The organism is Deinococcus psychrotolerans, from assembly GCF_003860465.1.
Taxonomy (GTDB): Bacteria; Deinococcota; Deinococci; order Deinococcales; family Deinococcaceae; genus Deinococcus; species Deinococcus psychrotolerans.
Genome location: NZ_CP034183.1, coordinates 1,067,060 through 1,091,244 on the forward strand (window position 1 = coordinate 1,067,060; position 24,185 = coordinate 1,091,244).

The following is a 24,185-nucleotide window of genomic DNA, read 5'->3' on the forward strand; positions in this document are numbered from 1 at the left end:
TCTCCAGACACCCGCCCTGCTCAATAGTTTTTAGCGCTTAACGGCGATCCCGCCGCTCGCTGCTGCCGCTGCGCTCGGGGCCGCTGGGAACAAACTCGCGGCTGCCGAAATCTTCACGGCTGCTGCTGCTGCGGCCACGGAAATTGCTCCCGCCGCTGCCGCCGCCATTGCCACCACGGTCGTTACTGAAACGGCTTCCGCCGCCGCCGCCACCCTGACGGCTTCCGCCACGGTAACCGCCACCGCTGCGGCTGTCGCTGAAACGCTCACGCTGCGGGGCGTCGGTGAGTTCGGGCAACTCGTCCGGCACGCTGACTTCGATCTGGTCATCGAGGGGCGAAGCGGCCAGCAACTTGGCAACCAGTTCGCTGGGCAAGTCAGCCACCGCGCCGTCTTGGAACAAACGCACTTTGCCCAGGGCGCGGCTGTCGATGTCGGTGCTGCGGGCAATCAGAGCGACTGTGCGGGCCACGCTGAGACGCTGACCACGCAGCATCACAGTAATTTGGCCTTCTTCGCCGCTGAGCAGGCTCACGCTGCGGGCAGCCGTCACCGCTCCGGCGATGCGGGCCAGAGCGCGGGCCAGACCCTCGATGCCCAGTTCGCTGAAGAGGCGCTCGGCTGCTTGCTGGAAAGGCTCGGCAAATTCGGAGTCCACCTTGCGAACCTGATCGGCAGCGGTGCTGGCCGAAGCGTCACGGACTTCTTTGGGGGTGGGGTGCAGGCGCTCTTGGAAGTGAACGCCGGTGGCGTGCTCCAAGTTGCGCAGGTCACGCTGCTCGCGGTCGCCGTACATCACGATGGCAGTGCCGGTGCGCCCAGCGCGGCCCGTCCGGCCCGAGCGGTGAACGTAGCTTTCGTGGTCTTGCGGCAAGTGGTACTGCACCACCAAATCCACTTCAGGAATGTCGAGGCCACGGGCGGCCACGTCGGTGGCGACCAGCACACGCACCCGTCCGGCGCGGAAAGCACCGAGGGCGCGTTCACGCTGGCTCTGGGCGAGGTCGCCGTGAAGCGCTTCGGCTTCCAGGCCACGATGGATGAGTTCCATCGCCAGTTCGTCCACTTCACGCTTGGTGCGGGTAAAGATAATGGCGCGTTCGGGGTTGTAGACGGTCAGCAAGTCGGCCAGCAAGCGGGTGCGGGTGCGCCCCACACGGATCTTGAGGTGCTCGACGCTCACGGCAGCCTGGCTCTTACCTTCGCCGACCAGATCCACCGTCACCGGATCGTTCTGGTACTGCTTGGCGATGCGCAAGATGTCGCGGGTCAGCGTGGCGCTGAACAGCATGGTCTGGCGCTCAGGAGGGGTGGCCTTGAGGATTTCTTCGATGGCGTCGGCAAACCCTACGCTGAGCATTTCATCGGCTTCGTCGAGTACCACGAACTGCACCGCGTCGAGCATCAGGTTGCGGCGCTCGATATGGTCGATGATGCGTCCGGGGGTGCCCACGACGATGTCCACGCCGCGAGAGAGGGCCTTTTCTTGGGGGCCGTAAGCCGCGCCGCCGTAGATGGTCAAGACTTCCAAGTTGCCCGAGGCTTTGTTGAAATGCTCGGCGACTTGCTTGGCCAGTTCGCGGGTCGGGGCCATGATCAGGGCGCGGGGCGTGCGGCCACGCTCACGGCTGGGCTCCAAGCTCTGGATGATCGGCAGCGCGAAAGCCAGCGTCTTGCCGGTGCCGGTGCGGGCGCGGCCGATCAAGTCACGGCCGGCCAAGGTGTGCGGCAGGCTCTCGACTTGAATAGGAGTGGCTTCGGTGATGCCCTGGGCTTCAAGGCGTGCGGCAAGTTCGGGGTTGATCAGTTCACTAAATAACATTGAGTACCTTTGCCGGGGTTTTTTGCACGCTCGCCGGTGAAAGCCTCATTCATGCCGCATTTAGGAGTCATCTCACTCATCTCCAACCTTGCATGTCAAAGCTTTTTTGTCCGGTGCAACAACCCTGCCACCTAATTTAATCTACCTGCCTGCCTTTTTGGTTCTAACACACGGTGAAGGCGTTGCAGGCGGTTCGTGGCATTCTCGGCCCGGTCAGTCACCCGCAAGCACGGGGACGGACACTAAGGGTAAACTATACACTAAAAATCAGCGGCGTGTGTGATGTTTGTCCCGCCGGGGGCAACACTGCCGCTCCTTGGCATCTGCCAACTCACTCTTTTTTGAGCAATACACTTTTAAGGTACAAACTTTCCGGCACTGCCAACATGTAAGGATGGTCGGCGGGTTGGTAAGTGATGGCCACGACCTGAGCGGCGGCCTCAGCTTCACCTGCCGCGACACGGGCGGCGTCCAAGAGATCATCGACACGCAAATAATGGGCGCAGGTGGAGATCAGCAGGTGGCCGCCGGGGTTGAGCATCTTCAGGGCGCTGGTGGCCGCCGCCGTGAAGATCCGTTTGGCGTTGGGGACGTCGTCACGGCGCTTGGCGAGGGTGGGCGGGTCGAGCACCACGGCGTCGAAGCGCCGCTTTTCGCGCTCAAGCTGCGACAAGACCTCCAGCGCGTCGCCCAGCCTCGCGCCCGCTTTGAGTTTGTTGGCGCGGGCCACCGCTTCCAGCGTGGCGAGGGCGGCAACGTCTTTGTCTACCGCCAGCGTGGTCGCGCCCCGCTTGGCCGCCTGCAAGCTGAAGCCCCCGGTATAGGAATAGACGTCCAAAAAATTCTGACCGGGCCGCACCAGCTCGGCCATCATCCGGCGGTTGTCGCGCTGATCGAGAAAAAAGCCGGTTTTCTGGGCGGTTTTCCACTCGAAAAACAGCTCCAAATCATCTTCTACAAAGCGCACCCGTGCTGGAACTTCGCCCCACAGTTCGCCGGTTTTGAGATCAAGTCCCTCGCGGCGGCGCTCGCCGGTATCACTGCGCTCGTAAGCCGCCGCCGCGCCGGTTTCTTTTTTGAGGGCGCTGAGAATCAAATCGCGGTGGCGCTCGGTGCCCGCGTTGCGCAGCTGCACCGCCAAGACCCCGCCAGATGAGGAATTGCCGAATTGATCGGCCACCACGCCCGGTAGGCCGTCGGCCTCGGCGTGAATGACTCTCAGGGCGTCGGTGCGGTGAATCTGGTTTTCGCGCCGCTGGAGGGCTTCCCGAATGCGCCTGCGGTAAAACGCTTCGTTGATGTCCTCGCGCTGCAAGGTCAGCATCCTCAGCGGCGTCGCGCCAGCGGCATTGAAGTAACCACGCCCCACGAACCGGCCTTCTTCGGTGAGGACGTCCACCACTTCGCCTGCCGTTATTCCAGCATCGGCGCTGGCAATATCGCCGGTGTGACCGAAAGGGTACCGGCCACGCAGACGGCGCAGCGCTTGGGTTTTGATCTTCACATTCATGCTGAAAGTATTCCACGCCGAGAAACGCAGTGGGCTGTGGGCGCTGGCAATAGGAGATTTATTACGTCTGGCACGCCAATTGCCGGATTGCTGTGAGAAGCAGTCCTTTAAGCTGAGCGCCATGAAGACTTTTACCCTGCTGGCCGCTCTCTCCGCAGCCCTCTGCGCCTGCGGGATGGTGCCGCTGCCCGCCGCCAGTATTCCCGACCAGACCTTGACTTTGCCGCCCAGCGCGGGCTTTGAAAGTTACGTCGCCTATGACGGCAGCGACGCCTTTTCTGGCACTTCCATTCCAGGCATCCTGAGCAACGTCAGCGTCAGCGGCCAAGTCATGTACGCGGGCGCGGGCGACCTTCAGCGGGTGGCGGTGTACCTGCGCAGCAGTCTGCCGAGCTGCAACGCCGTACCCAGCAGTAAGGCCCAAATCTGCGACGCCAGCGGCGAGATTAGCCAAAAAGTCGGCACTTTAACGGTGCAAAACGGTGTGGTCACCGGCTTTAGCTTGTCGGGCAGCGCCCTCGACCGGGCCGCCAAAGCCGGGCACGGGTACTTCGGCGTTCAGGCTACGCAGGGCCAGAGTATGGCGGGCGACAGCTTGAAACTCACGGCTATGAAAGCCAGCGCCAAGCTCTGAGGGCGGAGAAAACGTCGGCAGGCAGCGGCATGAACCTGCTTTTTAAACCGGCCCGTGCGAAATCTGCTGGGAGCGCGGCCCCGCCTGCCCTTGCTGCCGGCTGAGTTCGCACAGCACCTCGGCGGCGTGGCGGTTTGGTTTGACGCCGCGCCACACGTAAGCGACCCGGCCTGCTGGATCAATCAAAAAAGTGCGGCGCTGGTTGAAGCCCAGCAGGCCCAGAGCGCCGCCCAGCACGCCGTAAGCCTTGCCAATACGGCGCTGAGCATCCGGCAGCAGGGGAAAACTCAACTGACAGGTCTGGCGCAGCAACGCTTGACTGGCCTCGGTATCGCTGCTCACGCCGATGACTTGAGCGCCCAATTGCTGAAAGTCACGCTGCACCGCTTCAAATTGCTGAGCTTCTAGGCGGCCCGCTGGGGTCAGCGCTCCCGAGAAAAAGAACAGCGCCACCCACTCTCCCCGCAGCTCCCGCAGGGCGACGCGCCGCCCATCGTCACTTCTGGCCTCAAACAAGGGAGCCGCTTGGCCGGAACGTAAAGACATGGAGCCAGTATGCGCGGCCAGCCGTCTTAAGGGCAAGAGACGGGCAAGACCGGCGCGGCCGCCCTATCATGCAGCGCAGATGCCCGCCTCTGTTTTCGCGCCGCTGCTCACACCACTGCGCCGGTATGCTGCGCCGGACGTACCACCGCTTGTCGTTGGAGTATCCGGCGGGGCCGATAGCGTGGCGCTGCTCCGGGCGCTGCTAATGCTCGGCATCAAGCCGGTGGTGGCCCATTTGGATCACCAACTTCGGCCCGAATCCGAACGGGACGCCGAGTGGGTACGTCAACTGTGCGCGGGCTTGGGCGCAGAGTACGTTACCCAAACGGCTCCAGTGGCCCGCGTAGCCGCCGAGCGCGGCTGGACGACCGAGGAAGCGGCGCGGCGGCTGCGTTACGCTTTTTTGGCACGCACCGCCAAGCAGCGCGGCGCACAGCTCATCTTGACGGCCCACACCCAAAATGACCAAGCCGAAACGGTGCTGTGGCAACTGCTGCGCGGCGAAGCGGTGTTGAGCGGCATCGCGTCCGAGCGCGGCCCCCTTCATCGCCCCTGGCTGGGAGTCAGCCGGGCGCAGCTCACGGCGGCGCTGAGCGAGTGGCAGCAGCCTTGGCTGGAAGACGCCAGCAACGCGGATACCCGCTACACCCGCAATTGGCTGCGGGCCGAGGTGCTGCCGCTGCTGCGCTCCCGCTTTTCGGCACTGGACGCCAGCCTCAGCCGCTTGGCCCGCTTTCAGGCCCAAGACGACGACGCCTTACAAGCCGCCTCACGGTTCAGCTCGCACGCGCCGCAGCGGGGCCAGCCGCCGGCCCTGCTGCGGCGGGCCGTGCGCCGCGAATTGCAAGCGGCTGGCCTGACCTTTCACGCTGAACATCTGGAGCAGCTCGCCGCCGCGCTGAGCGCCGGAGACACCCAGCATCTCACCTTGCCCGGAGGCCGGGCTGCGAGCGTCACAGGCGGGCCTTTTCCGACGTTACAGCTCCCCAATTCACTTCAACCGTGGCCGCAGCCGAGCTTCACCCCGCCGCCGAGTTGGACGCTACGCCACCGTCAAACCGCAGACCGAATGCGCCTTGAAGGCGGCACCCGCAAACTCAGCGACATCTTGACCGATTTGAAAGTTCCCAGAGCCGAGCGCGGCGCGGTGTGGCTGCTGGCCGACGAGGACGGCGTGCAGTGGCTCGGCACGCTGCCGCCGCTGTGGGCACAGGGCGCTCGGGAGCAGGTTCAAGTTCTTGACCCCGCTGACTTTGCTCCCGATTCAGATCCCGATACTTACTTCATGGGCGAGGCACTTGAACTCGCCCGCGCCGCTGCCGAGGCGGGCGAAGTGCCGGTGGGCGCGGTGGTGGTCAGCGGCGGGGCCACTATCGCGCGTGCGGCCAACCGCAGCCGCGAACTCGGCGACATGACCCGCCACGCCGAGCTGGACGCTTTGCGGCTGGCGGCTCAGGTGGTGGGGCCGTATTTAACTGCCTGCACCTTGTACGTCACCTTGGAGCCCTGCCCGATGTGCCTCGGCGCAATGCTGGAGGCCCGGCTGGGGCGGGTGGTCTACGCCGCCAGCAACCCGCGTGCCGGAGCACTGGGGGGAGTCTGCGACGTGTTGGCCCAGACTTGGGGCCACACCCTCGCGGTGACGCCGGGCGTGCGGGCTTCTCAAGCGGCGCGGCTGCTCAAGACCTCTTTTCGCGAGTTCCGCTCAGCACGCTCTCCAAAATAACGGCTTCTCCGGACGGCGCGGCTCATCCTTGGAAGGGTCAGCACCGTTCGGCAGAATGCCAATCTGAACTTTTGCTGAAGGGGTGCTAAACTCTAAGCTGTGTCTGCTCCGTCTGCGGTTTCCACTTCTGCTCCTCCAGCGTTTTCTGTGCCTATCCTCTCGGCGGCTTTCATTGCGGCGGGCCTGGTCGCTTACGGCGTCGTGCTGCAAAACACTTCGGTGATCGTCGGGATGACGGTGCTGTGTGCGGCCCTGACTCAGCGTCTGGGCGGCCTGTGGCGCTGGATGCCGATTGTCATCTATGCGCTGGCCTTTACCGCTTCTCTCATTTTCTACAACACCGCGCCTGGGCCGTGGAGCTTAGTCGGCGCACTGGCGCTCATCTTGGGCCTCGGTCTGCTCTCGATTCGCGAAAGCTCCACGGCCCGGGAAACCGAGTGGCTGCACAACACCGTCAAAGCGCTGGAAGAAGGCAGCGTCAAGTTGGGCGAGGCCAGAGACGCCGAAGCCATTATTCGGGCGGGCATCGCCATTTTGCAAAACCTGCGGGTGGCTCCTCACTTTGCGGTGGTGGCGTACCGGCGCGGCACCCCGATGATTTTGGCGGCGCGGGGAGCCTTCGAGCCGTTTATCGAGCAGCCGATTGTGCCGAGCGACAACGACAGCCGCAGCGTGCAGGCCGATCACTGGGTCGCCGAGGAAGTGCTGGCCCTGCTCAAGCGCCCGCAGCGCAAAACGCAGTTGGTGGTCAACATTTATGGCCGCGCCACCCAGCACCTCGGCCTCATTTTGCTGACCCGAGAAGACCGCGAGTTCGAAGCCGACGAAAAGTCAGTGGTCGAATCGTTTGCCCGCTTTCTGGGCGCACAGCTCGGTCAGGTCTACGCTATCCGCGAACTGCGCGACGCCAACGACTTGACCCTCAAAGCTCTAGGCTCTGCGCTTGAGCGCCGTGACGACGATACCGGCGGCCACACCCAGCGGGTGATGACCTTGTCGCTGCGCCTCGCGGCCCGCCTCGGCTGGGATGACGAGCGCCTCAAAGCAGTGCGCTGGGGCGCGTATCTGCACGATCTGGGCAAAATCGCCGTGCCGGATTCGATTTTGCACAAACGCGGGCCGCTGGACGCCAACGAGCGGGCCTCGATGCAGCGCCACGCCACCCTCGGCTACGACATGCTGCAAGACCTTCACTTCCTGCCTGCTGAGACACTCGATCTGGTGCGCCACCACCACGAGCGCTGGGACGGCGGCGGGTATCCCAGCGGCCTACGCGGTCAGGACATCCCCGACACCGCCCGGCTGTTTTCGATCATCGACGTGTACGACGCGCTGGTCAACGCCCGCCCCTACAAGCCTGCTTGGAGCCGTGAACGCGCCCTCCAAGAGCTGCGCAGCCAAACCGGCAGCCAGTTCGACCCGCAATTTATGGACGCTTTCCTGCGAATGATGTCCGAGCAAGACGACGCCAAATTGGTGCGCTGACTTTCATTTTCTGCTCTCCAGCTCAAACGGGCGCTTCTGCTCTGACAAGAAGCGCCCGTTTTTATGCTTTCAGAGACTGTCCTTAAGTCACCGCTCCCACTTCCGTCACATCTTTATAGCTGCCACTGTCGAGGAGTTCCCTGAGCACCCGCACCACTTCACGAATTTCGTCTTCGGTGTTGTAAAAGGCAATCGGGGCCAGCCTCAGCACGTCGGGGGAGCGGTAATCCGGAATGATCTGGCGCTGGCGCAGGGCCACCGACAGAGCGCGGGCGTGCGGGTGCGAAAGCGAAACGTGACCGCCGCGCCGGGCATGGTCGCGCGGCGTGAGCACCCGCATGTCGTGGAGATGCAGATCGGCCAACTCCATCAGTAAGTCGGTAAGCGCCAAACTGCGGGCCCGCAGCGCGGCCAAGTCGGTCTGCTCGTAGACTTCCAAAGCGCCTTCAAGGGCCGCCAGCGCCAAAATCGGCGGCGTGCCCTGCTGATAAGCCGCTGCGCCGGGAGCTGGGCGAAACTTGGTCGTCATTTCAAATTGACTTTCTTTTTCGTTGCCCCACCAACCGCGCAGCGCGGGCGCGAGGTGATGGTGGCGCTGATGCAAAAACAGCCCGCCGGGCGCACCCGGGCCAGCATTGAGGTACTTGTAGCTGCACCACACCGCGAAATCGGCTCCCGCGTCGTGGAAGGCGTGCTGCATGGCCCCGATGCTGTGGGCCGCGTCCCAACCGATTAGCGCTCCGCTTCGGTGGGCAATCGCCGTCAGCTTGGCGACGTCCAAGAGCTGCCCGCTGCGGTAAAGCACGGTGGGCAGCAGCACCAAGGCGATATCTGGCCCCAGCGCCTGACGCAGGTCATCTTCGTGAATGGTTTGCCCGTCGCGGCTGGGAATCAGGCGCACCTCGGCTCCACGCAGTTCAGCCCAGCTTTGCAGGGCGTAGAGGTCGGTGGGAAAGTCGAGCGCGGTGGCGAGCAGGTGTTTGCGCTCGCCCTGGGGGCGGTAAAGGGTGGCAAGCAGCGCGTGCAAGTTGCTGGTGATGCTGCCAGTGGCGATCACTTCACGCGGAGAAGCGCCCACCAAGCGGGCCAGCGCGGGCGACAGACTCTCGGCCATCCCGAACCACTCATCCCAACCGGATACGGCCTGGGTTTGCCACTCGCCGAGCCGCCGCACCACCGCTTGATGGGCGCTCAGGGGCATCAGGCCGAGGCTGTTGCCATCGAGGTAAATGCCTTTGGGAAGGGCGAACAGCTCGCGGCGCGGCCAGTGTGAAGATCGGCGCGGCTGGGTCATGGCAGCAACCCCGCTGGCAGCAGCACGGCGCGGGCGGGTGCGCCGTCCGCGCCGGTCAGCGGCAGCGGCAAGCAGATCAGTGTGTATTCGCCCGCTTCCACGCCGGATAAATCCAGTCCCTCGACAATCAAGATGCCTTCTTCCAAACAAACTTGGTGGGCGTCCAGCGTTTTGCTGGTCAGCGGGTCGATGCTGGGGCTGTCGGTGCCGATCAGGCGCACGCCGCGCCGCGCCGCTTCCCGCACGAAAGCTGGATCGAGTGCCCTAAAGTCGGTTGGGAACGTCAGCCACTCGGCGCTCTGACCAGTAGAGAGCAGCAGACGCGGCGGCAAGGGATCGGACAAGCTGCTCAGCACTTCAGCGCCCACCAAGTCGCCGGGCGGCACATGCACCACCAAGCACGCGCCGAGGTAGCGCTCCAGCGGCACTTCGTCGAGCTTGGGAGCGGCGTCGCCGTAGTGCCAGGGCGCGTCCACGTGGGTACCGGTGTGGGTGCTGGTGCTGATAGAGCTGGTGTTCACGCTGTCGCCGCCGGCAATTCTGGCCGCCGGAGCAAAGATGAGCGGCGGATCGCCCGGCCAAGTCGGATGGTGATTGGGCAGGGCGCGGGAGATATCGCGAAAGCCGAGCGGCAAGTCTGGCATCTGCTTAGAGTAAAGCAAACGGGCCGCGCCTTGGCTGGGCGGCCCGTCTGAAACATTGGGAAGGTCAGGGCCTTACTGCTTGATCACTTCGGCGTCTTTGGGAAGCTGCGTCAGCTTGGCGGCGCTCAGGCCGGAGTTGGTTTTGTAGTTGCTGACCACCAGATCGGCCACCACTTTGCCTTTGGGATCGATCGCCTGAAAGCGGGTGGGCCGCCAGCCGTTTTCGCTGACAAAAATATGGGTGGAGCCGCCCTGCACGCCGGTTTTGGGATCGGCTTCCAGTTCGTAGATACGGTTGGGGGCCGCGCCGGTGGTGCCGAGCACTTTGACGTCGTAGCGGGTTTTGAGGGCCGACACCAGATTGCTGAGCTGCGACAGATCCAGACCGCCCAAATCCTGACCGTTCAGGGCTTTTTTGAGGCTGGTGACAGTGATCTGGTTGGTGAGGTACAAGTAATTGCGGATTTCTTGGCTGCTGACGATCACGATGTTGTCGGCCAGCGCGTCGGGCGCGTTGAAGACCACGCGGGCCAAGCTGGACGCCGGAATAGTCTGCACGTTGAGGTCGAGCTTCTGGACGCCGCCGCCCTGATCTGCCGTGCCCGACACCCGGAAGCTGATGTCTTTGACCGACTTCTGGGCGCTGGCAATGTTGTTGAGGATGGCGTCAGCCGTTTGGGCAGAAGCGGAAGAGACTTGAGCCAATGAAAACGCGCCGAGCAAACTCAGCACGGCGAGGGAGTGTTTACGCATAGGCAAAGTATCGCGCCGGCTCTCATGAGAAGACCGGAGATCGGCTGACGAAGGGTTAGGAGGACGCGCCGCTCACGGCCCAGAAGTTCCCGCCCCCGGCGTAAAGGTGTAGCCTGCCCGCACCCCGAAGCCGCCGCTGCCGCCGCGCAGTCCGAGATTGAACTGGCCGTCGACTACCTCGCCCAGCGGCACGCCCACATCTACGCCGTACCGAAGCGGCAAAGCGGCCGTGCGCCAAGGCTCGTACTTGAGGTAAGCGCTCAGGCCGATGGCTTGGGCATCGTTGAGGGGCAGCGCCGCTGGAGCGTCCAAACTGAGTGCGCCGCCAAAAGTCACTTGGCCCGCTGCGGCGCGGCCCACCAGCGCGTCGGCACCCACAGTAAAGTTCTCGGCGCGGTAAGTCACGCCCGCCAGTGCGCCCAAGACGCCTTTTCCGGCGCTGGCTCCCAAGCGGTAGCTCATGGCGTCGGCCCGCCACTCGCCCGTCAGCGAGGCGAGGCTTTGGCTGCCCAGTTCACCGGCAAACATCAAAATCAAGTCGCGTGAGGGGCGGTATTTGGCTTCCAGATTGGCCTGCAAGCTTGAAGCGTTGACATTGACCGGCATCTGGCTCCAGACCGAGAGCGGGTCGAGCGCCGCAGCAGACGAGTTCCAGAGCTGCCCCGACGCGCTCAGCGCCACCGGCCCCAGACTGCCGCTGGCCTCGGCCTTCAGACGTGTGCCGACTGGCCCTGCATACACCAGTGCGCCGCTGGCCGCCAAACGCACCGTGCCGATGGTGAACAGAGCCTGGTTACGCTGCACGCCCACTTCGGCGGCGCGGTTGGAGAGGGCCAGGGAAAAGCGGTTTTGACCCAGCAGCACGTCCGAGACGCCCGCCCGAACACTGAAGGCCCGCGCACCGGATACCGCCAGATTGGAAGACGCCAGCGAAGCGCCGAAGTCGTAGGTCACGGCCTGAGCCGAACCCAGGAGAGCGGAGGCAAGAAGAGGCAAACCGAGCGAGTTGAGCTTGAGCAAGGAGCGGGAAAAAAGGCGAGGCGTCATGACCGCAGTCTAGCGGCAGCGCTGGAGCGGGGGCTGACCGGAGCCGACTTCCACTCGAATCTGGGGATAGACTCTGAGCCATGATCCTGCCCACCCGTTTCGCGCTCTGCGCCCTTCTGACAGCCGCCGTGCTGGGCCTGAGCAGTTGTGCGCCCGCACTGCAACAAGTCATCAAAGTGCCCACTTTCAGCGTCGTGCAAACCCGCTTAACGGGGCTGAGTCTCGGCTCACCGGCCATTGCCCGCGTGACGCTCAAACTCCGCATCGACAACCCCAATCCGGTTCCGGCGCGGCTGGCCAACATCAACGCGCACTTTTATCTCAACGGCAGCGACGTCGGAGCAGTGGATTTGCCGAATGTCAATTTGCCTCCGCGTGGCAGCGCCGATCAGGACGCCTTTTTGGAGATTCCAGTCAGCTTTCAGAACACCGCCATTTGGCTGCAAGTGGCGCGGGGGCGCGAGATGCCCTACCGCTTAGACGGCACCTTCACCGCCGACCTCGGAGCGCTGGGCAAACCGAGCTTCGGGCCGTACACGCTGACGCAGGGCTTATTTCAGCAGCCCGCCATCTTACCGTGAGCGCCGAAAACGACTGGGGCGCGTGGGCTTACCTGCCGGATGAGCCGCTGACAGGCGCGGCGGGCGGGCCACTTTCTGGCCTGACCTTCAGCGCCAAAGACCTGTTTGAGGTGGAAGGCTGGCCGCTGCGGGCCTCCACCCACGCGGCGCTGCCGAGCTTGCCGCCCAGCCCGTTAGTGAGCCGCCTGCTCGAACTGGGCGCGACCCTGCTGGGCAAAACCCACCTGCACGAAATCGCCCTCGGCATCAGCGGCGCGAATCCGGTGACGCCGGGGCGCAATCCGCTTGATTCCTCCCGGATGCCCGGCGGCTCCAGCAGCGGCGCGGCCATCACGGTGGCGCGGGGCGAAGTGGATTTCGCTTTGGGCACCGATACCGGCGGCAGCCTGCGCGTTCCGGCGGCGTGGTGCGGGGTGGTGGGGTTCAAGCCGACCAAGGGGCATCCGGCTTGGCCGACTCTGGGCGTGCTGCCACTGAGCCTCACCTGCGACCACACCGGGCCGCTGACCCGTGATATGGCGCTGGCGGCCCGGCTCCACGCCGTGCTGAGCGGCGAAACGGTGGAAGCCCAGAGCTGGGCTGGAAAGAAAGTGGGACTGTGGCGGCCCGCCGATTGGTTACAAGCCGGAGCGCTCGCCGCGCTGGACGAAACGGCGGCGCAGCTCAAGGTGCTTGGCGCACAGCTCAGCGAAATTGAATTGCCCGATATGCTGGACGCTTACAGCCCCATCGTGCAGAGCGAGGCGGCGGCTGTCCACGCCTCGGCGCTGAAAGACTCACCGACGGGCTTTAGTGCTGGCACCGAAGCACTGCTGCGTCTGGGAGCAGCCCGAACGGCCAAAGACGTTCAAGCGGCCTTTGACAAGCGCCAGATTTACCGCGACCAACTCGCCGCCCTGTTTGAGCGCTTTGACGTGCTGCTGGCTCCCGCCGTGCCGAGCGCCGCGCCGCTCATCGGCCAAGACCATCTGACTTTGCCCGAGGGTCAAACGCCGCTGCGGGTGGCCGTTTTGCGCTTGACCGTGCCGTTTAGTTTGCTGGGCGCGCCGACGCTGGCCCTCCCCCGCCCTGCGGGTGGCTTGAGCGTGGGTGTACAACTGGTGACCGCTTGGCAACAAGACGCCGAGCTGTTGGGCTTGGCACTACGCTTAGAGAAACAACTCGCCAACCCCTGACCGACTCAGCAAAAACCCCCGCCGAAGCGGGAGCGGGGCAGGGTGCAGGCAATTTCAGGCAGCCGGCGAAACAGCCAAGTCCAGACCCAAAAAGCGCCAGAGCGTACGGCGCGGCACGCGGATGCCGGCGGGACTTTCCACGGCAGGCATTCGGCCATCTCTGATCCAGCGGCGCACGGTGCGCTCGTGGGTGCCGGTAAAATCGGCCACTTCGCTGACTTTCAGGAGCTTGGGCAGGGTCTGGAACTGTTCGCTTAGGGTCATCTGTTCCTCCGAGTTAGGGCAGGCAAAAGCCGCCCAAAGAGCTAACCACCACGGATAAGCCGACAAAGACGAAAAAAGGCCGCCAGAAGGGGGCCTCAGATTTGGTAAGTTCAGTTGTGCGCTCAAGCAGGGCAAAACATTCACGCCGCGCCAAACGGCCCGCAGCCCAGCTTGGCCTCCCGGCCCACTTGACCCGCTAAACGCAGGCCGCTGAGGGAGCAGAAGTGGTTGAAACCCAGTCAACGTATTCAACTTGCCCTTCACTATAGCAGCGAATGTCAAGGCACTTTCAGCTTGTTCTTGAGGCAATTTAAATGAGATAAATTAAAGAAGTGGGGGCGCACCCCTCAACAGCTCCCGACTCCGCCTCACCTCAAGTGAGCGCCAGCAGAAGCGCTTTGCCCGCCTCGAAGAACGCTGGCGGGTAGCCCCTGCTGAAGAGCGGCCCCACTGCCACGCTAGCATGGCGCTCATGTCTCTTCTCACGCAGCTTTCCGGCACCTTGATCAACACCGCCACTGTGCTGATCGGCTCCAGCATCGGTCTGTTCTTGGGCAGCCGCTTGCCGCCACGCACCCAGCGCACCTTGCTGCAAGTGCTGAGTTTGGTGACGCTCTATATCGCCTTCGGCATGGCGGGCAGCTTAAACAGCGTCAAGGCCGGCTCTATTCCGGGGGTGATTTTGGCTTTGGTGGGGCTGGCGCTCGGCGCGGTGATCGGTGAAGCACTGAAATTGGAAGAGCGTCTGTCCACTCTCGGCGACACCCTCAAGCGCCGCTTGAAAGGCGAGGGGCAATTTACAGAAGGCTTCGTGGCGGCGGCCCTGCTCTTTTGCGTCGGACCGCTGACCTTGGTGGGCGGCATCCAAAACGGCCTGACCGGTGACAACAGCTCTTACATTCTCAAGGCCACACTGGACGGCATTTCCTCTATCGCGCTGGCCAGCATTTACGGCGTCGGGGTGCTGCTCAGCGCCGCCGCCGTGCTGGTCATTCAGGGCGGCATCGCGCTGGCGTCTGGGGGGCTGGCCAGTGCGCTGCTGGGTGGGGCCGATCCCAGCACGCTGAACAGCAATCCGTATGTGCTGCTGATTACCGGCGCGGGCGGGCTGATGATCGCGGGCATCGCTTGGAACCTGATGCTGGCGGGGCTGGGCTTTGAAGACGACAAGCGGGTGCGGGTCGCCAGCTTTTTACCTGCTCTGCTGGTGGCTCCGCTGCTGCTGTGGGCGGCCAAGAGCTTGTAGAGTGTGGGCAAAGATCAGGGCACCGCCCATCCGTTAAGCTGAGGGCATGACCACTTCTCACCCCACAGGCAACTCTACGCAAGCACAGTACGACGCCCTCAAAGCCAAAAACTTGAAGCTCAACATGCAGCGCGGCCAGCCCAGCGACGCAGATTTTGACCTCAGTAACGGCCTCCTGACTATTTTGGGCGAGGGTGAGTACATGGCGGGCAAGCTGGATACCCGCAATTACCCCGGCGGCGTGCAGGGCCTTCCCGAAGCCCGCGAACTGTTTGGCAAGTACCTGGACGTGAAGGCCGCCAACACCATCGTTTGGAACAATGCCAGCTTGGAGCTGCAAGGCTTCGTGCTGACCGCCGCTTTGCTGCACGGCCTGAAGGGGAGCCCCAAGCCCTGGATCAGGTTAGAGGGCAAGCCCAAAATGATCGTGACGGTGCCGGGTTATGATCGCCACTTTTTGCTGCTGGAAACGCTGGGCTTCGAGCTGCTGACGGTAGAGATGCAAGACGACGGCCCTGACGTGGACGCCATCGAAAAACTGGTCAGCGACGAACTCGTCAAGGGCCTCTTGTTTGTGCCGACCTATAGCAACCCCGGCGGCGAAAGCATCAGCGCGGCCAAAGCGCAGCGCCTCGCAGGCCTGAAAGCCGCAGCGCCCGACTTCACCATCTTCGCCGACGACGCTTACCGCGTTCACCACCTGTTTGAAGATGACCGCGACCTACCGGTCAATTTGGTGCAACTCTGCGCCGAGGCCGGACACCCTGACCGCGCGGTGGTGTTCGCCTCCACCAGCAAAATTACCCTGGCGGGCGCGGGTCTGGGATTCATGGCCAGCAGCGAAGCCAATATCACTTACCTGAGCAAGCTGCTCAACGCCCAGAGCATCGGGCCGAATAAAGTTGAGCAACTACGTCACGTCAAGTTTTTTGAGCAGTATCCGGGCGGCGTAGAGGGACTGATGCGCCGCCACGCCGCCCTGCTCGCGCCCAAATTTCAAGCGGTGCATGACGTCCTGAGTGCCGAACTCGGTGAGGGCGGCCAGTATGCGTCTTGGAAATCACCCAAAGGCGGCTATTTCGTCAGCCTCGATACGGCCCTGCCGGTGGCTGAGCGCGTGGTGGAATTGGCCGAGCAAGCTGGAGTCAGTCTTACGCCCGCCGGGGCCACCTATCCGGGCGGCAAAGACCCACACAACCGCAATATCCGCTTGTCGCCGAGCCGCCCGCCCGTTGCCGAGGTGCGCGAAGCGATGCAGGCAGTGGCGCTGTGCATCAAGTTGGCGAGCGAAGAATACCGGGCGCAGCAAGCCTAAACGGCTCAACCCGCTTTTCCTCTACAATAGCGCCCATGATTGACGCTGCCGAACTCAGCCACCTGATGAACCTTGCCCGCTTGGAGTTGGGCGCGGACGAAGCCGAACAGATGCGCGGCGAACTGAGCGCCATTTTGGGCTACTTCGAGCAGCTTCAGGCCGTCAACACCGACGGCGTAGAAGAAATGCAGCGCCCGGTGGCCCTCGTCAACGTGATGCGCGACGATGTGCCCGCTGAACTGATGCCACACTCGGCGTTAGAGCACTTGGCTCCCGCAATGCAGGATGGCTTCGTGAAAGTGCCGCGCACAGTGGATGCGGAATAAGCTTGTACTTTTTCCACAACCCACCAACCATTTATTGACTTCAAAGGAACTGCATGCTTGATCTCAAATTTATACGCGATAACCCCGGCCTTATTAAGCACGCCATTCAAGTCAAACGAATCGGCCTTGACTTAGATGAATTGCTGCAAGTTGACCGCGAACTCCTCGAACTCAAGCAGCGGGTCGAAGCCTTGCAAGCCGAGCGCAACGCCAATGCCAAAGCGGTGCCTAAAGTTTCCAAAGAAGAAAAACCCGCACTGATTGAAAAAGGCAAAGCGCTCGGCGAGGAACTCAAAGAACTGGAACCCGCTCTGCGTGCCCATGAAGATGCCCTCAAGCAGTTGCTGCTGCGGGTGCCGAATATCCCGCTGGCAGGCGTGCCAGAAGGCGTGGACGACGCGGACAATGTGGAACTGCGCCGCGAAGGCGAGTTGCCCACTTTCGACTTCACCCCGCTTGACCATGTGGCTTTGCTCGACAAGCACCACTGGGCCGACGCCGAGCGGGTGGCCCGCGTTTCGGGCAGCCGCAGCTATTTGCTCAAAGGCGAAGCGGCGCTCCTAGAACAAGCTATTTTGACGTTCGCGCTGACCTATCTGGCCGATAAAGACTTTACGCCGCTGTCCACCACCGCGCTGGTGCGGCCTGAAACCTTGGTGGCGACCGGGCATTTTCCGGGCGGCGAAGATCAGGTCTACAAAATCGAGGGGCTGGATTTGATGCTGGCCGGAACCGCCGAAGTGCCGGTCAACAGCCTGTATGCTGGCGAGATTTTGCCGGAAGAAGACTTGCCGATCCGCTTTGCCGCCATTTCCGCCGCCTTCAGGAGCGAAGCGGGTTCGGCGGGGCGCGACGTGCGCGGACTGATCCGGGTTCACGAGTTCCGCAAAGTGGAGCAGTACGTGATTTGCAGGGCCGATCAGGAAGAAGCTCTGCAATGGTTTGACACTTTGCTGGCCAACGCTGAGGGCATTTTGCAAGCCTTAGAGTTGCCTTACCGCGTCGTCCAGAACTGTACCGGCGACATGGGCGCGGGCAAGGCGCTGATGTACGACATTGAAGCGTGGGTGCCGTCTGAACAGCTTTACCGCGAAACGCATTCATGCAGCTATCTCGGAGACTGGCAAGCCCGACGCACCGGTCTGCGCTACAAGGGTGAGGGCGGCAAACCGCACTTTGCCCACACGCTGAACAACACCGGAATCGCCGTGCCGCGTGTGCTGGTGCCGTTTTTAGAGAACCACCAACAGGCTGATGGACGCATTCGGATTCCGGCGGCCTTGCAGCCGTTTATGGGTGGGAAGGCGTTTATCGGGTGAAACTTTTTTTGCTCTTGAGTCTTCTCGGTACGGCAGCAGCGGGAGGACTTGACCGTGAGCCAGCTCTCCTCGGCACCGTCCAGACGCCTGCTCAAAGTGCATTTTGCTTGACCAACGGCTGCCGTTTGGAGCGTGAAGGCCCATTTATGGCCAGTCTCCTTACCCAAAGATTTAGCTTGAACAACGGGGATTTCGCAGAATTTGATCTCCATCCACACAGCCGAGTCGTCACCAATGCCCGGCTGATGTTCGGCTCGCCAAAACTCACAGCGGAACGGCTGACGTTGGCCCGCACCTTCCTTGAAGCGCTCAGTGGACGGCATTTTGCCACGTCAGGTCTATCCGCTTGCTTCGCAGCAGCCGCACAGGCAGACCCTGACGGCCCGAACGCTCTCCTGAGTCACTGGACGACCCCTGCCAAGTATCCCTACAAAGCGCGGTGCGGTGCAGGAATGTGGGCAGGCGTTTGGCTGGGTTACCGGTAACAGTAAGCTAAGCGTAAGCCAGCCTCACCGCTGCGGCTCAATCACCGCTTTGCCCGTCACTTTGCGCCCGGCCATGTCCTTGAGTGCCTGCGGCACATCCGCCAGCGCGTAGCGGGCCGAGATATACGGCTTGACTTTGCCCTCGCCCATCCACGTCAGCAGTTGGTGCAGATTGGCGAGGTTCTTTTTGGGGTCGCGCTTGGCAAATTCGCCCCAGAACACGCCGACGATAGACGCGCCTTTGAGCAGCGCCAGGTTGAGTGGCAACGCAGGAATCTCACCCTCGGCAAAGCCCACCACCAGGTATTTGCCGCCCCAAGCGATAGACCGGAAGGCTGGCTCGGCCAGTTTGCCGCCCACGGGGTCGTAAATCACGTCTGGGCCTTTGCCGCCGGTCAGCTCCTTGAGGGCTGAGCGCAAGTCCTGCGTGGAGTAGTTGATGGTGTCGTCGGCTCCATTTTGGCGGCAGAGTTCCAGCTTTTCGTCGGTGGAAGCCGCCGCGATGACCCGCGCTCCGAGCGCCTTGCCAATTTGCACCGCCGCGAGGCCCACCCCGCCCGCCGCGCCCAGCACGAGTAAAGTCTGACCCGCTTTGAGTTCAGCACGGTCAAGCAGCGCGTGGGCCGAGGTGCCGTAAGCCAGCGGCAGCGCCGCACCTTCGGCAAAGTCCACACCGTTGGGCAGCGGAAAGGTGGCGTTGGCGGGCGCTACGGCCTGCTGGGCAAAGCCGCCGAGTTGCACGAACGAGGCCACCCGGTCACCGACCTTGAGGTGCGTCACGCCCTCCCCCACCGCCGTAACGATTCCGGCCACTTCCGCGCCGGGGGTGAAGGGCAACTCGGGGCGCATCTGGTATTTGCCTTCAATCATCAGCACATCAGGGAAGTTGAGCGGGGCGGCGTGGACTTCGATGATGACCTCACCCGCAGCGGGTGTGGGGTCGGGCAAGGTGTTGAGTTCAAGTTCGTCAGGTGGGCCGAGGTGGGTACATTGGAAGGCTTGCATGGTGTGGCTCCTTTGGATGTGAGGTATGGCCTGTGATGAGAGCAGATTCTGCGGCGCTTACCGCCAACTCTGTAACTCGCCCAGATGCGCCGTTTCGTTGAAGCTGTCTAAGCTGACCCGCCCGCCGCCGTAAGTCAAGCGGGTGATCGAGCCGTTTTTAATGCGCCAGTTGAGCGCCAGCGCCGTTTCAGGCGGGGCCTTGAGCACGCCCGCCACCACACTGCCGATCACGCCGCCAGAGGTAAACACCAGTACGGTTGCGCCTGGGAGCCGCAGCACGTCGCGCATGGCCGATTGCACCCGCGCACCAAATTCGGCCCAGCTTTCGACTTCCGGGTGTTGCAATTCACCGCGCAGGTAAGCGTCCGTCAGCGGCTCGAACACGGCTTGCAGGTACTTGTTGCGCTGCGGGCCGTTCTTCTCGCGCTCAAACTTCTGGACGCGCTCCGCAAACTCGGCGTCACGCTCAGCCAGCAGCGGCGCAAGCCATCGCAGCAGGCCGTCGCCGTCGTACTCGGCCAGGCGGTCATCTTCTTGTGGCGTCGGCCAATTCAGGCCCTCAGCGGCCAGCAGCGCTGTGCGGCGTTGCCTGACCAACGGGCCGTGGATCAGGTGGGTAACGCCGAGGTGTTCGGCGTGCAGCGCCTTGCCGATCTGGCGGGCCTGCCGCTCGCCCAACTCGCTTAAGCGGTCAGTGTCGGCCTCAAAGGGGGTGGCCTGCCCGTGACGGATCAGCAGCAGTTGGCTCATGGGGTTTGGGTACTTTAGCCTGTCTGATAGGTCAAAGGGAAGGGGGCCTGCGGCGGGCAGCTTCGGGGAAAAGTTTGAAGGCCAGCCCCTGCAAGGCTTACCACCCGTAGTCCAGCACACTGCTCTACACTGCCCAGCATGAATCCTGCTCTCCTCGGCCTCCTCTCCGCGCTCAGCTACGGCGTGGGCGATTTCTTGGCGGGCGTCGCCAGCCGCTACAATTCGCCGTTCCGGGTCGCCGCGCTCACCCACCCCCCAGCGGCGCTGATCTTGCTGACTTTGGCTGTGCTGCTGCGCCAACCGCTGCCGCCCGCAGCGGACTTGTGGTGGGGAGCGGCAGCGGGCGTGGTGGGTTTGGGAGCAGTGCTGGCGTTTTACAAAGCGCTGGCGCTGGGGCCAATAGGCGCGGTGTCGGTGGGCGCGGGCGCACTCTCGGCGGCGGTGCCGGTGGCGGTGGGTGTCGCGGGCGGCGAACTGCTGGGCATTTGGGGCTGGGCAGGAGCGCTGTGCGTGCTGCTCGGCACCGCGCTGCTGAGTTTTACGCCGCAAACCGGGAGCAAGGCAAGCAGCGGCGTGCTGCTGGGCTTACTGGCTGGGGTGGGCTTCGGCTTTTACTTTGTCATGCTCGGTCAGGCCCACGACTCGGCAGGCGCTCTTTGGACGCTGAGCGCCGCCCGCGTGGCCAGCAGTCTGGTGATCGTGCCGCTGACCGCCCTGACCGTGGGCCTGCGTTCCCAAAAACTTGGCCTCTTATTGGCTTCGGCTCCCGGCGACACGCTCGGCAATGTGTTTTATCTGCTGGCGGTGCAGGGCGGCGGACTGGCGATTGGAGCGCTGCTGACCAGTCTGTATCCGGCGTTTACCACCTTGCTGGCCGTCGCAGTGCTCAAAGAAAAGCTGCGGCCTGCCCAGTGGGGCGGCGTGGCGCTGGCGCTGACCGGCGCGGCGCTGCTGACGAGTGGTTAAGGGAGCAGTAATGTTGCCCCACAACCTGCCTATTCTCTCAGGCCTGCATCCGCCGCACCCGTTTTTCCGCTTCGATGGCCCGCTGCAACTCTGAAATCTGAGTCAGCAGCGCCCGCTTTTCTTCGGGGGAAGCGCTCGCCATCTGCCGCGCCAGCAAGTCTTTTTCGGTTCGCAGCGAGTCGATGCTCAGGCCCGACTGAATATCGTCCACGGCGGCGGCGGCGTACGCGCCCACTTTTTGCTCAAACTGCTCGGCGTTGGCGCGGCTGTGTGAGCGTGGGTCGCGGCCTTCAAACAGCAGGCGGATCAGCAGCTGCTCCTCGGGCTGGCCCCTGAAGACCTCCAAAATCTCCTCGCTGCTCTTGGCTCCGCGTGCGGCCAGCATGACTTTTTTGACGGTTTCGTTTTGCCAGGGCGTCTGCCCGTCCAGCTTGGCAAGCAGCGCCGGGGCCAGCAAAATCTGGCGAAGCAAGGCCAGCTCGTGATCGCCGCTGTGCTGGCTGGACATGCCCGCCAAGTGGGTATCGGTCAGGGTTTTGCGCTTGGCTTTGTTGGCAATCCAGTCGTTTAAAGCTTCAGGCTTGAGGCCCAGCGGGTCGCAGGCCAGCCGCCGCATCTCCTTGGCGCTTTCATCGAACGGATCGAGGTTTTGCATTCTCGGCAAGAGTTCCATCAAAATTCGGCGTTTGCCCTCAGTGGTGCTCACGCCGTACTTCTGAATAGCCGCTTCCACCCGGTAGTGCACTTCGTCCAGGCCGCTGGCCAGCGCCTGCCGGATGGCGTGCAACTCTCCAGCCATCACCGCGTCGGCAGGGTCTTTGCCACTGGGTACGCGGGTGGCCCGCACCCTCAGTTTGCTGCCCACCACCTGATCGAGACCCGACAACGTGGCTTTGAGGCCCGCTTCATCGCGGTCAAACATCAGGGCCAGTTTTTGAACGTCGAGTCGGGCCAGCAAGGTGGCGTGATCAGCGGTGAGTGCCGTGCCCAGCGTCGCTGCCGCCGTTTCGAATCCAGCTTGGTGCAGCGCGATCACGTCCATGTAGCCTTCCACCACGATCAGTTCGCCGCCGCCGTCCGGACTGGCATTCTGCGCGGCGCTGCGGGCAAAGTTGAGGCCGTAGAGCAGTTCACCTTTTTTGAAGGCTTCAGTTTCCGGCGTGTTGAGGTACTTGGGCTTTTCGTCGCCCAGCACCCGCCCGCCAAAGCCCACCAAGCGGCTGAGATGGTCGCGAATCGGAAACATCACCCGCCCCCGGAAGCGGTCGTAAACCCGTCCGGTCTGGGTATTTTCCGACAGCAGGCCCGCTTCCAGCAGTTGCCGCTCATTCAGGCCGCGACTCTTGGCAAGGCTCAGCAGACCGTCCCAGCCGTCGGGGGCGTAACCAAGTTCAAATTTGGCGATGGTTTCTTCGGTCAGGCCGCGTGCGTGAAAGTAATCTAGGCCCACTCCGCTTAGCGAGTTGCGGAAGTATTCGAGCGCAAAGGCGTTGACTTCATAAATATCGCGGCTGGACTTTTCGCCGTAACGCGTTTCGACGGTGACGCCGGCTTGCTCGGCCAGTTTGCGGAGCGCGTCACCAAAGCTCAGGTTCTCAGTACGCTGCACGAATGAAAAGAGGTCGCCGCCCGCTTTACACCCAAAGCAGTAATAATAGCCTTGCTCGGTGTCGACTTGAAAACTGGGAGTCTTTTCATTGTGAAAGGGGCATAGGCCTTTCAATCTTCCCTTCCCGGCAGGGGTGAGGCTGACATACTGACCCACCACTTCGGCGATGCTCAGCCGCTCGCGGACTTCTTCTTTGGTTCCGATGTTTCCTCACCTCCTTTTGGCTTTTGGTTGTGCCCGCGCCAAAACAAGCCAGCGCCAGACCGGGTGTCCAGCGCCGTCACGTTCAAGCGGCGATTGACCAACACTGCCTCAAGACAAGTACCCGCGAATGGAGCTGCTTGGAGGCCGTTAGAACGTTAGTTTACTCCAGCGCGGCCAAACAGTAAAGAGCGGGAAAACGCTGTGCTGGTGGGGCTTTTTTTGCTGGAAGCCCAGCCAGCGCGGCCCAAGCCCATCTTCATCAAAATGTGAAATTTTTTGCAAGCGCTCGCGGGAATGCGGCTCACTTGATCTCGGTCTGGCACTGCTGAGCGGCCACTTTGCCTTGCCACTCCAGCCGGCCTTCTCGCCCGTTGGTCAGCCAAGTCCACTGGCTGCTCTGGTACTTGATCCCGCTGGCCGAGCGCACCTGCGGCAGCAGGGTGGTGGTCACGGGCGCTTGACCGCTGTGACTTTGGCTGACCACGACCACCATCTTCAGCATGTCATTCCGGAAGGGAATCACCCATAGCTCGCTCTCTCCCGCGCACCGATACAGCTGAGCCGCGCCCGCTTTGAAGCGCTGGGCCAACTCGGCACCCGACTGCGGCGCACGGCACCCAACCGGCTGGGTGCGTCCCAGCGTCAGCTCTGCCGAGTCCTGCCCCGTTTTGACCCACGAAACGCCGTCTTGGCCGTACTGGTCGGGCTTGGTGAGTTTGGGCAAGACAAAGACCTCACCGCGCCGGGTCAGGCGCAGGGCGTCGGGAAGGACTTGTGCGAAAACAGCCTGACCGTCCGCGCACAGAAAGGGGCCGTTGGTGGTCTCGTTACCCGGCGTGAAGTTGAAGATCAAGACCGGCACGGTGCGCGGGGAAGCGTGAGGTGCCGGCGGCTGTCCCCCTCCGCCGGCCACCGCCCAGCTTGAACACAATCCCAAAACGGCCAGAAGTACGCGCTTCATTGAGCAGAGTGTAGCCCGAGTTTCCCCGCCACCCTCTGAGAACCCTCTCTCAATTCCCGCTTGCCAATTTGCTACGCTGAAGTTCATGAGTGCCGCGCCCGCTTCCTCCCTCCCCCCGCGTGGTACCCGTCAACGCGAGGTGATTGGCCGCTTGCTGCAGGCCGCCGAAGGCCCGCTGGACGTGCCGGAGCTGCACCGCCGGGCGCTCGGCGAGCTGCCCAAACTCGGCGTCGCCACTGTGTACCGTACCCTTAAGCTGCTGCAAGAACAGGGCGCGGCGCACATGGTCACGCTGGACGGCGAAAACCTGTATGAAGCCAGCGGGCGCGGCCACCACCACCATTTTTCGTGCCGGGCCTGTCAGCGGGTCTTTACCCTGCACACCTGCCCCGTCGCCTTGCCCGCAGGCACGATCTACCCCGGCGGCTTCGTGGTGGAAGCGCATGAAGTGACGCTCTACGGTGTTTGCCCAGAGTGCGCCAAGAACAGCCTTTAGCAGGTGGTCGGCAGCCCGATGG

24 protein-coding genes are annotated in these 24,185 nt (G+C 63.0%); 12 read left to right on the top strand and 12 right to left on the bottom strand.

Annotated elements, in window-relative coordinates:
• Positions 1–37 precede the first annotated feature (37 nt).
• Together EHF33_RS05275 and EHF33_RS05280 are read right to left on the bottom strand one after the other, a co-directional pair.
• A complete protein-coding gene (locus tag EHF33_RS05275; RefSeq protein WP_124868532.1) occupies positions 38–1,822 on the bottom strand; it encodes a DEAD/DEAH box helicase in 1,785 nt (594 codons plus the stop codon).
• Positions 1,823–2,153: 331 nt separating this feature from the next.
• Positions 2,154–3,332 (bottom strand): class I SAM-dependent rRNA methyltransferase, encoded by a 1,179-nt coding sequence (locus tag EHF33_RS05280; RefSeq protein WP_124868534.1) that lies wholly within the window; start codon positions 3,330–3,332, stop codon positions 2,154–2,156.
• A gap of 121 nt (positions 3,333–3,453) precedes the next feature.
• On the opposite strand from EHF33_RS05280, the gene EHF33_RS05285 reads away from it, so the two are divergent.
• The gene (locus EHF33_RS05285) at positions 3,454–3,966 is read left to right on the top strand and encodes a hypothetical protein (RefSeq protein WP_124868536.1); all 513 of its coding nucleotides are present in this window, start codon (positions 3,454–3,456) and stop codon (positions 3,964–3,966) included.
• 42 nt (positions 3,967–4,008) lie between these two features.
• Here the strand turns inward: EHF33_RS05285 and EHF33_RS05290 are convergent, their stop codons facing one another.
• Positions 4,009–4,512 carry a peroxiredoxin gene (locus EHF33_RS05290; RefSeq protein ID WP_124868538.1) on the bottom strand — a complete coding sequence of 168 codons (504 nt, stop codon included), beginning with the start codon at positions 4,510–4,512 and terminating at the stop codon, positions 4,009–4,011.
• A 79-nt stretch (positions 4,513–4,591) separates the two neighbouring features.
• On the opposite strand from EHF33_RS05290, the gene tilS reads away from it, so the two are divergent.
• Positions 4,592–6,238, top strand: coding sequence for a tRNA lysidine(34) synthetase TilS (gene tilS / locus EHF33_RS05295; protein ID WP_124868540.1), 1,647 nt, complete (start codon positions 4,592–4,594; stop codon positions 6,236–6,238).
• A gap of 99 nt (positions 6,239–6,337) precedes the next feature.
• Positions 6,338–7,723 carry an HD-GYP domain-containing protein gene (locus tag EHF33_RS05300; RefSeq protein WP_241191272.1) on the top strand — a complete coding sequence of 462 codons (1,386 nt, stop codon included), beginning with the start codon at positions 6,338–6,340 and terminating at the stop codon, positions 7,721–7,723.
• Between the two features lie 82 nt (positions 7,724–7,805).
• On the opposite strand, the gene kynU is transcribed toward EHF33_RS05300, so the two are convergent.
• From kynU to EHF33_RS05320, 4 genes are all read right to left on the bottom strand, one after another.
• A complete protein-coding gene (gene kynU, locus EHF33_RS05305; RefSeq protein WP_124868542.1) occupies positions 7,806–9,017 on the bottom strand; it encodes a kynureninase in 1,212 nt (403 codons plus the stop codon).
• Positions 9,014–9,661 carry a cyclase family protein gene (locus EHF33_RS05310; protein WP_124868544.1) on the bottom strand — a complete coding sequence of 216 codons (648 nt, stop codon included), beginning with the start codon at positions 9,659–9,661 and terminating at the stop codon, positions 9,014–9,016. Before EHF33_RS05310 ends, kynU begins: the two co-directional genes overlap by 4 nt.
• A gap of 72 nt (positions 9,662–9,733) precedes the next feature.
• Positions 9,734–10,414 carry an outer membrane lipoprotein carrier protein LolA gene (locus tag EHF33_RS05315; RefSeq protein WP_124868546.1) on the bottom strand — a complete coding sequence of 227 codons (681 nt, stop codon included), beginning with the start codon at positions 10,412–10,414 and terminating at the stop codon, positions 9,734–9,736.
• Positions 10,415–10,486: 72 nt separating this feature from the next.
• Positions 10,487–11,461 carry a hypothetical protein gene (locus tag EHF33_RS05320; RefSeq protein ID WP_124868548.1) on the bottom strand — a complete coding sequence of 325 codons (975 nt, stop codon included), beginning with the start codon at positions 11,459–11,461 and terminating at the stop codon, positions 10,487–10,489.
• Between the two features lie 80 nt (positions 11,462–11,541).
• On the opposite strand from EHF33_RS05320, the gene EHF33_RS05325 reads away from it, so the two are divergent.
• A complete protein-coding gene (locus EHF33_RS05325; protein ID WP_124868550.1) occupies positions 11,542–12,042 on the top strand; it encodes an LEA/WHy family protein in 501 nt (166 codons plus the stop codon).
• Positions 12,039–13,217, top strand: a complete 1,179-nt coding sequence (locus EHF33_RS05330; protein ID WP_124868552.1) for an amidase — start codon at positions 12,039–12,041, stop codon at positions 13,215–13,217. The genes EHF33_RS05325 and EHF33_RS05330 overlap by 4 nt, the downstream gene beginning before the upstream one ends.
• A 54-nt stretch (positions 13,218–13,271) precedes the next feature.
• Here EHF33_RS05330 and EHF33_RS05335 read toward each other — a convergent pair whose 3' ends face one another.
• Positions 13,272–13,481 (bottom strand): helix-turn-helix domain-containing protein, encoded by a 210-nt coding sequence (locus EHF33_RS05335; RefSeq protein ID WP_124868554.1) that lies wholly within the window; start codon positions 13,479–13,481, stop codon positions 13,272–13,274.
• Positions 13,482–13,953: 472 nt separating this feature from the next.
• Between EHF33_RS05335 and EHF33_RS05340 the strand changes: the two genes are divergently transcribed.
• The 5 genes from EHF33_RS05340 to EHF33_RS05360 all read left to right on the top strand — a co-directional run bounded on the left by EHF33_RS05340 (position 13,954) and on the right by EHF33_RS05360 (position 18,172).
• The gene (locus EHF33_RS05340; RefSeq protein ID WP_124868556.1) at positions 13,954–14,727 is read left to right on the top strand and encodes a DUF554 domain-containing protein; all 774 of its coding nucleotides are present in this window, start codon (positions 13,954–13,956) and stop codon (positions 14,725–14,727) included.
• Positions 14,728–14,773: 46 nt separating this feature from the next.
• On the top strand, positions 14,774–16,042 hold the full coding sequence (locus EHF33_RS05345) for an aspartate aminotransferase type Ic (RefSeq protein ID WP_124868558.1): 1,269 nt from the start codon (positions 14,774–14,776) through the stop codon (positions 16,040–16,042).
• Between the two features lie 35 nt (positions 16,043–16,077).
• Positions 16,078–16,368, top strand: a complete 291-nt coding sequence (gene gatC / locus EHF33_RS05350) for an Asp-tRNA(Asn)/Glu-tRNA(Gln) amidotransferase subunit GatC (RefSeq protein ID WP_124868560.1) — start codon at positions 16,078–16,080, stop codon at positions 16,366–16,368.
• Positions 16,369–16,421: 53 nt separating this feature from the next.
• Positions 16,422–17,687 (top strand): serine--tRNA ligase, encoded by a 1,266-nt coding sequence (gene serS / locus EHF33_RS05355; protein WP_124868562.1) that lies wholly within the window; start codon positions 16,422–16,424, stop codon positions 17,685–17,687.
• Between the two features lie 146 nt (positions 17,688–17,833).
• Positions 17,834–18,172, top strand: coding sequence for a hypothetical protein (locus EHF33_RS05360; protein ID WP_164473411.1), 339 nt, complete (start codon positions 17,834–17,836; stop codon positions 18,170–18,172).
• 24 nt (positions 18,173–18,196) lie between these two features.
• Here the strand turns inward: EHF33_RS05360 and EHF33_RS05365 are convergent, their stop codons facing one another.
• Together EHF33_RS05365 and EHF33_RS05370 are read right to left on the bottom strand one after the other, a co-directional pair.
• Positions 18,197–19,177 carry an NADPH:quinone oxidoreductase family protein gene (locus tag EHF33_RS05365; protein ID WP_124868566.1) on the bottom strand — a complete coding sequence of 327 codons (981 nt, stop codon included), beginning with the start codon at positions 19,175–19,177 and terminating at the stop codon, positions 18,197–18,199.
• Between the two features lie 57 nt (positions 19,178–19,234).
• Positions 19,235–19,927 carry a histidine phosphatase family protein gene (locus EHF33_RS05370; RefSeq protein WP_124868568.1) on the bottom strand — a complete coding sequence of 231 codons (693 nt, stop codon included), beginning with the start codon at positions 19,925–19,927 and terminating at the stop codon, positions 19,235–19,237.
• Between the two features lie 138 nt (positions 19,928–20,065).
• Between EHF33_RS05370 and EHF33_RS05375 the strand changes: the two genes are divergently transcribed.
• Positions 20,066–20,893, top strand: coding sequence for a DMT family transporter (locus EHF33_RS05375; protein ID WP_124868570.1), 828 nt, complete (start codon positions 20,066–20,068; stop codon positions 20,891–20,893).
• Positions 20,894–20,930: 37 nt separating this feature from the next.
• Here the strand turns inward: EHF33_RS05375 and dnaG are convergent, their stop codons facing one another.
• The gene (dnaG, locus tag EHF33_RS05380; RefSeq protein WP_241191273.1) at positions 20,931–22,661 is read right to left on the bottom strand and encodes a DNA primase; all 1,731 of its coding nucleotides are present in this window, start codon (positions 22,659–22,661) and stop codon (positions 20,931–20,933) included.
• Between the two features lie 346 nt (positions 22,662–23,007).
• Positions 23,008–23,667: an MliC family protein gene (locus EHF33_RS05385; RefSeq protein ID WP_164473412.1), complete on the bottom strand. Its 660-nt coding sequence runs from the start codon at positions 23,665–23,667 to the stop codon at positions 23,008–23,010.
• Between the two features lie 85 nt (positions 23,668–23,752).
• On the opposite strand from EHF33_RS05385, the gene EHF33_RS05390 reads away from it, so the two are divergent.
• Entirely contained in the window at positions 23,753–24,163 is a 411-nt protein-coding gene (locus EHF33_RS05390; protein ID WP_124868576.1) for a Fur family transcriptional regulator, read from the top strand.
• The last annotated feature ends 22 nt before the right edge of the window (positions 24,164–24,185 follow it).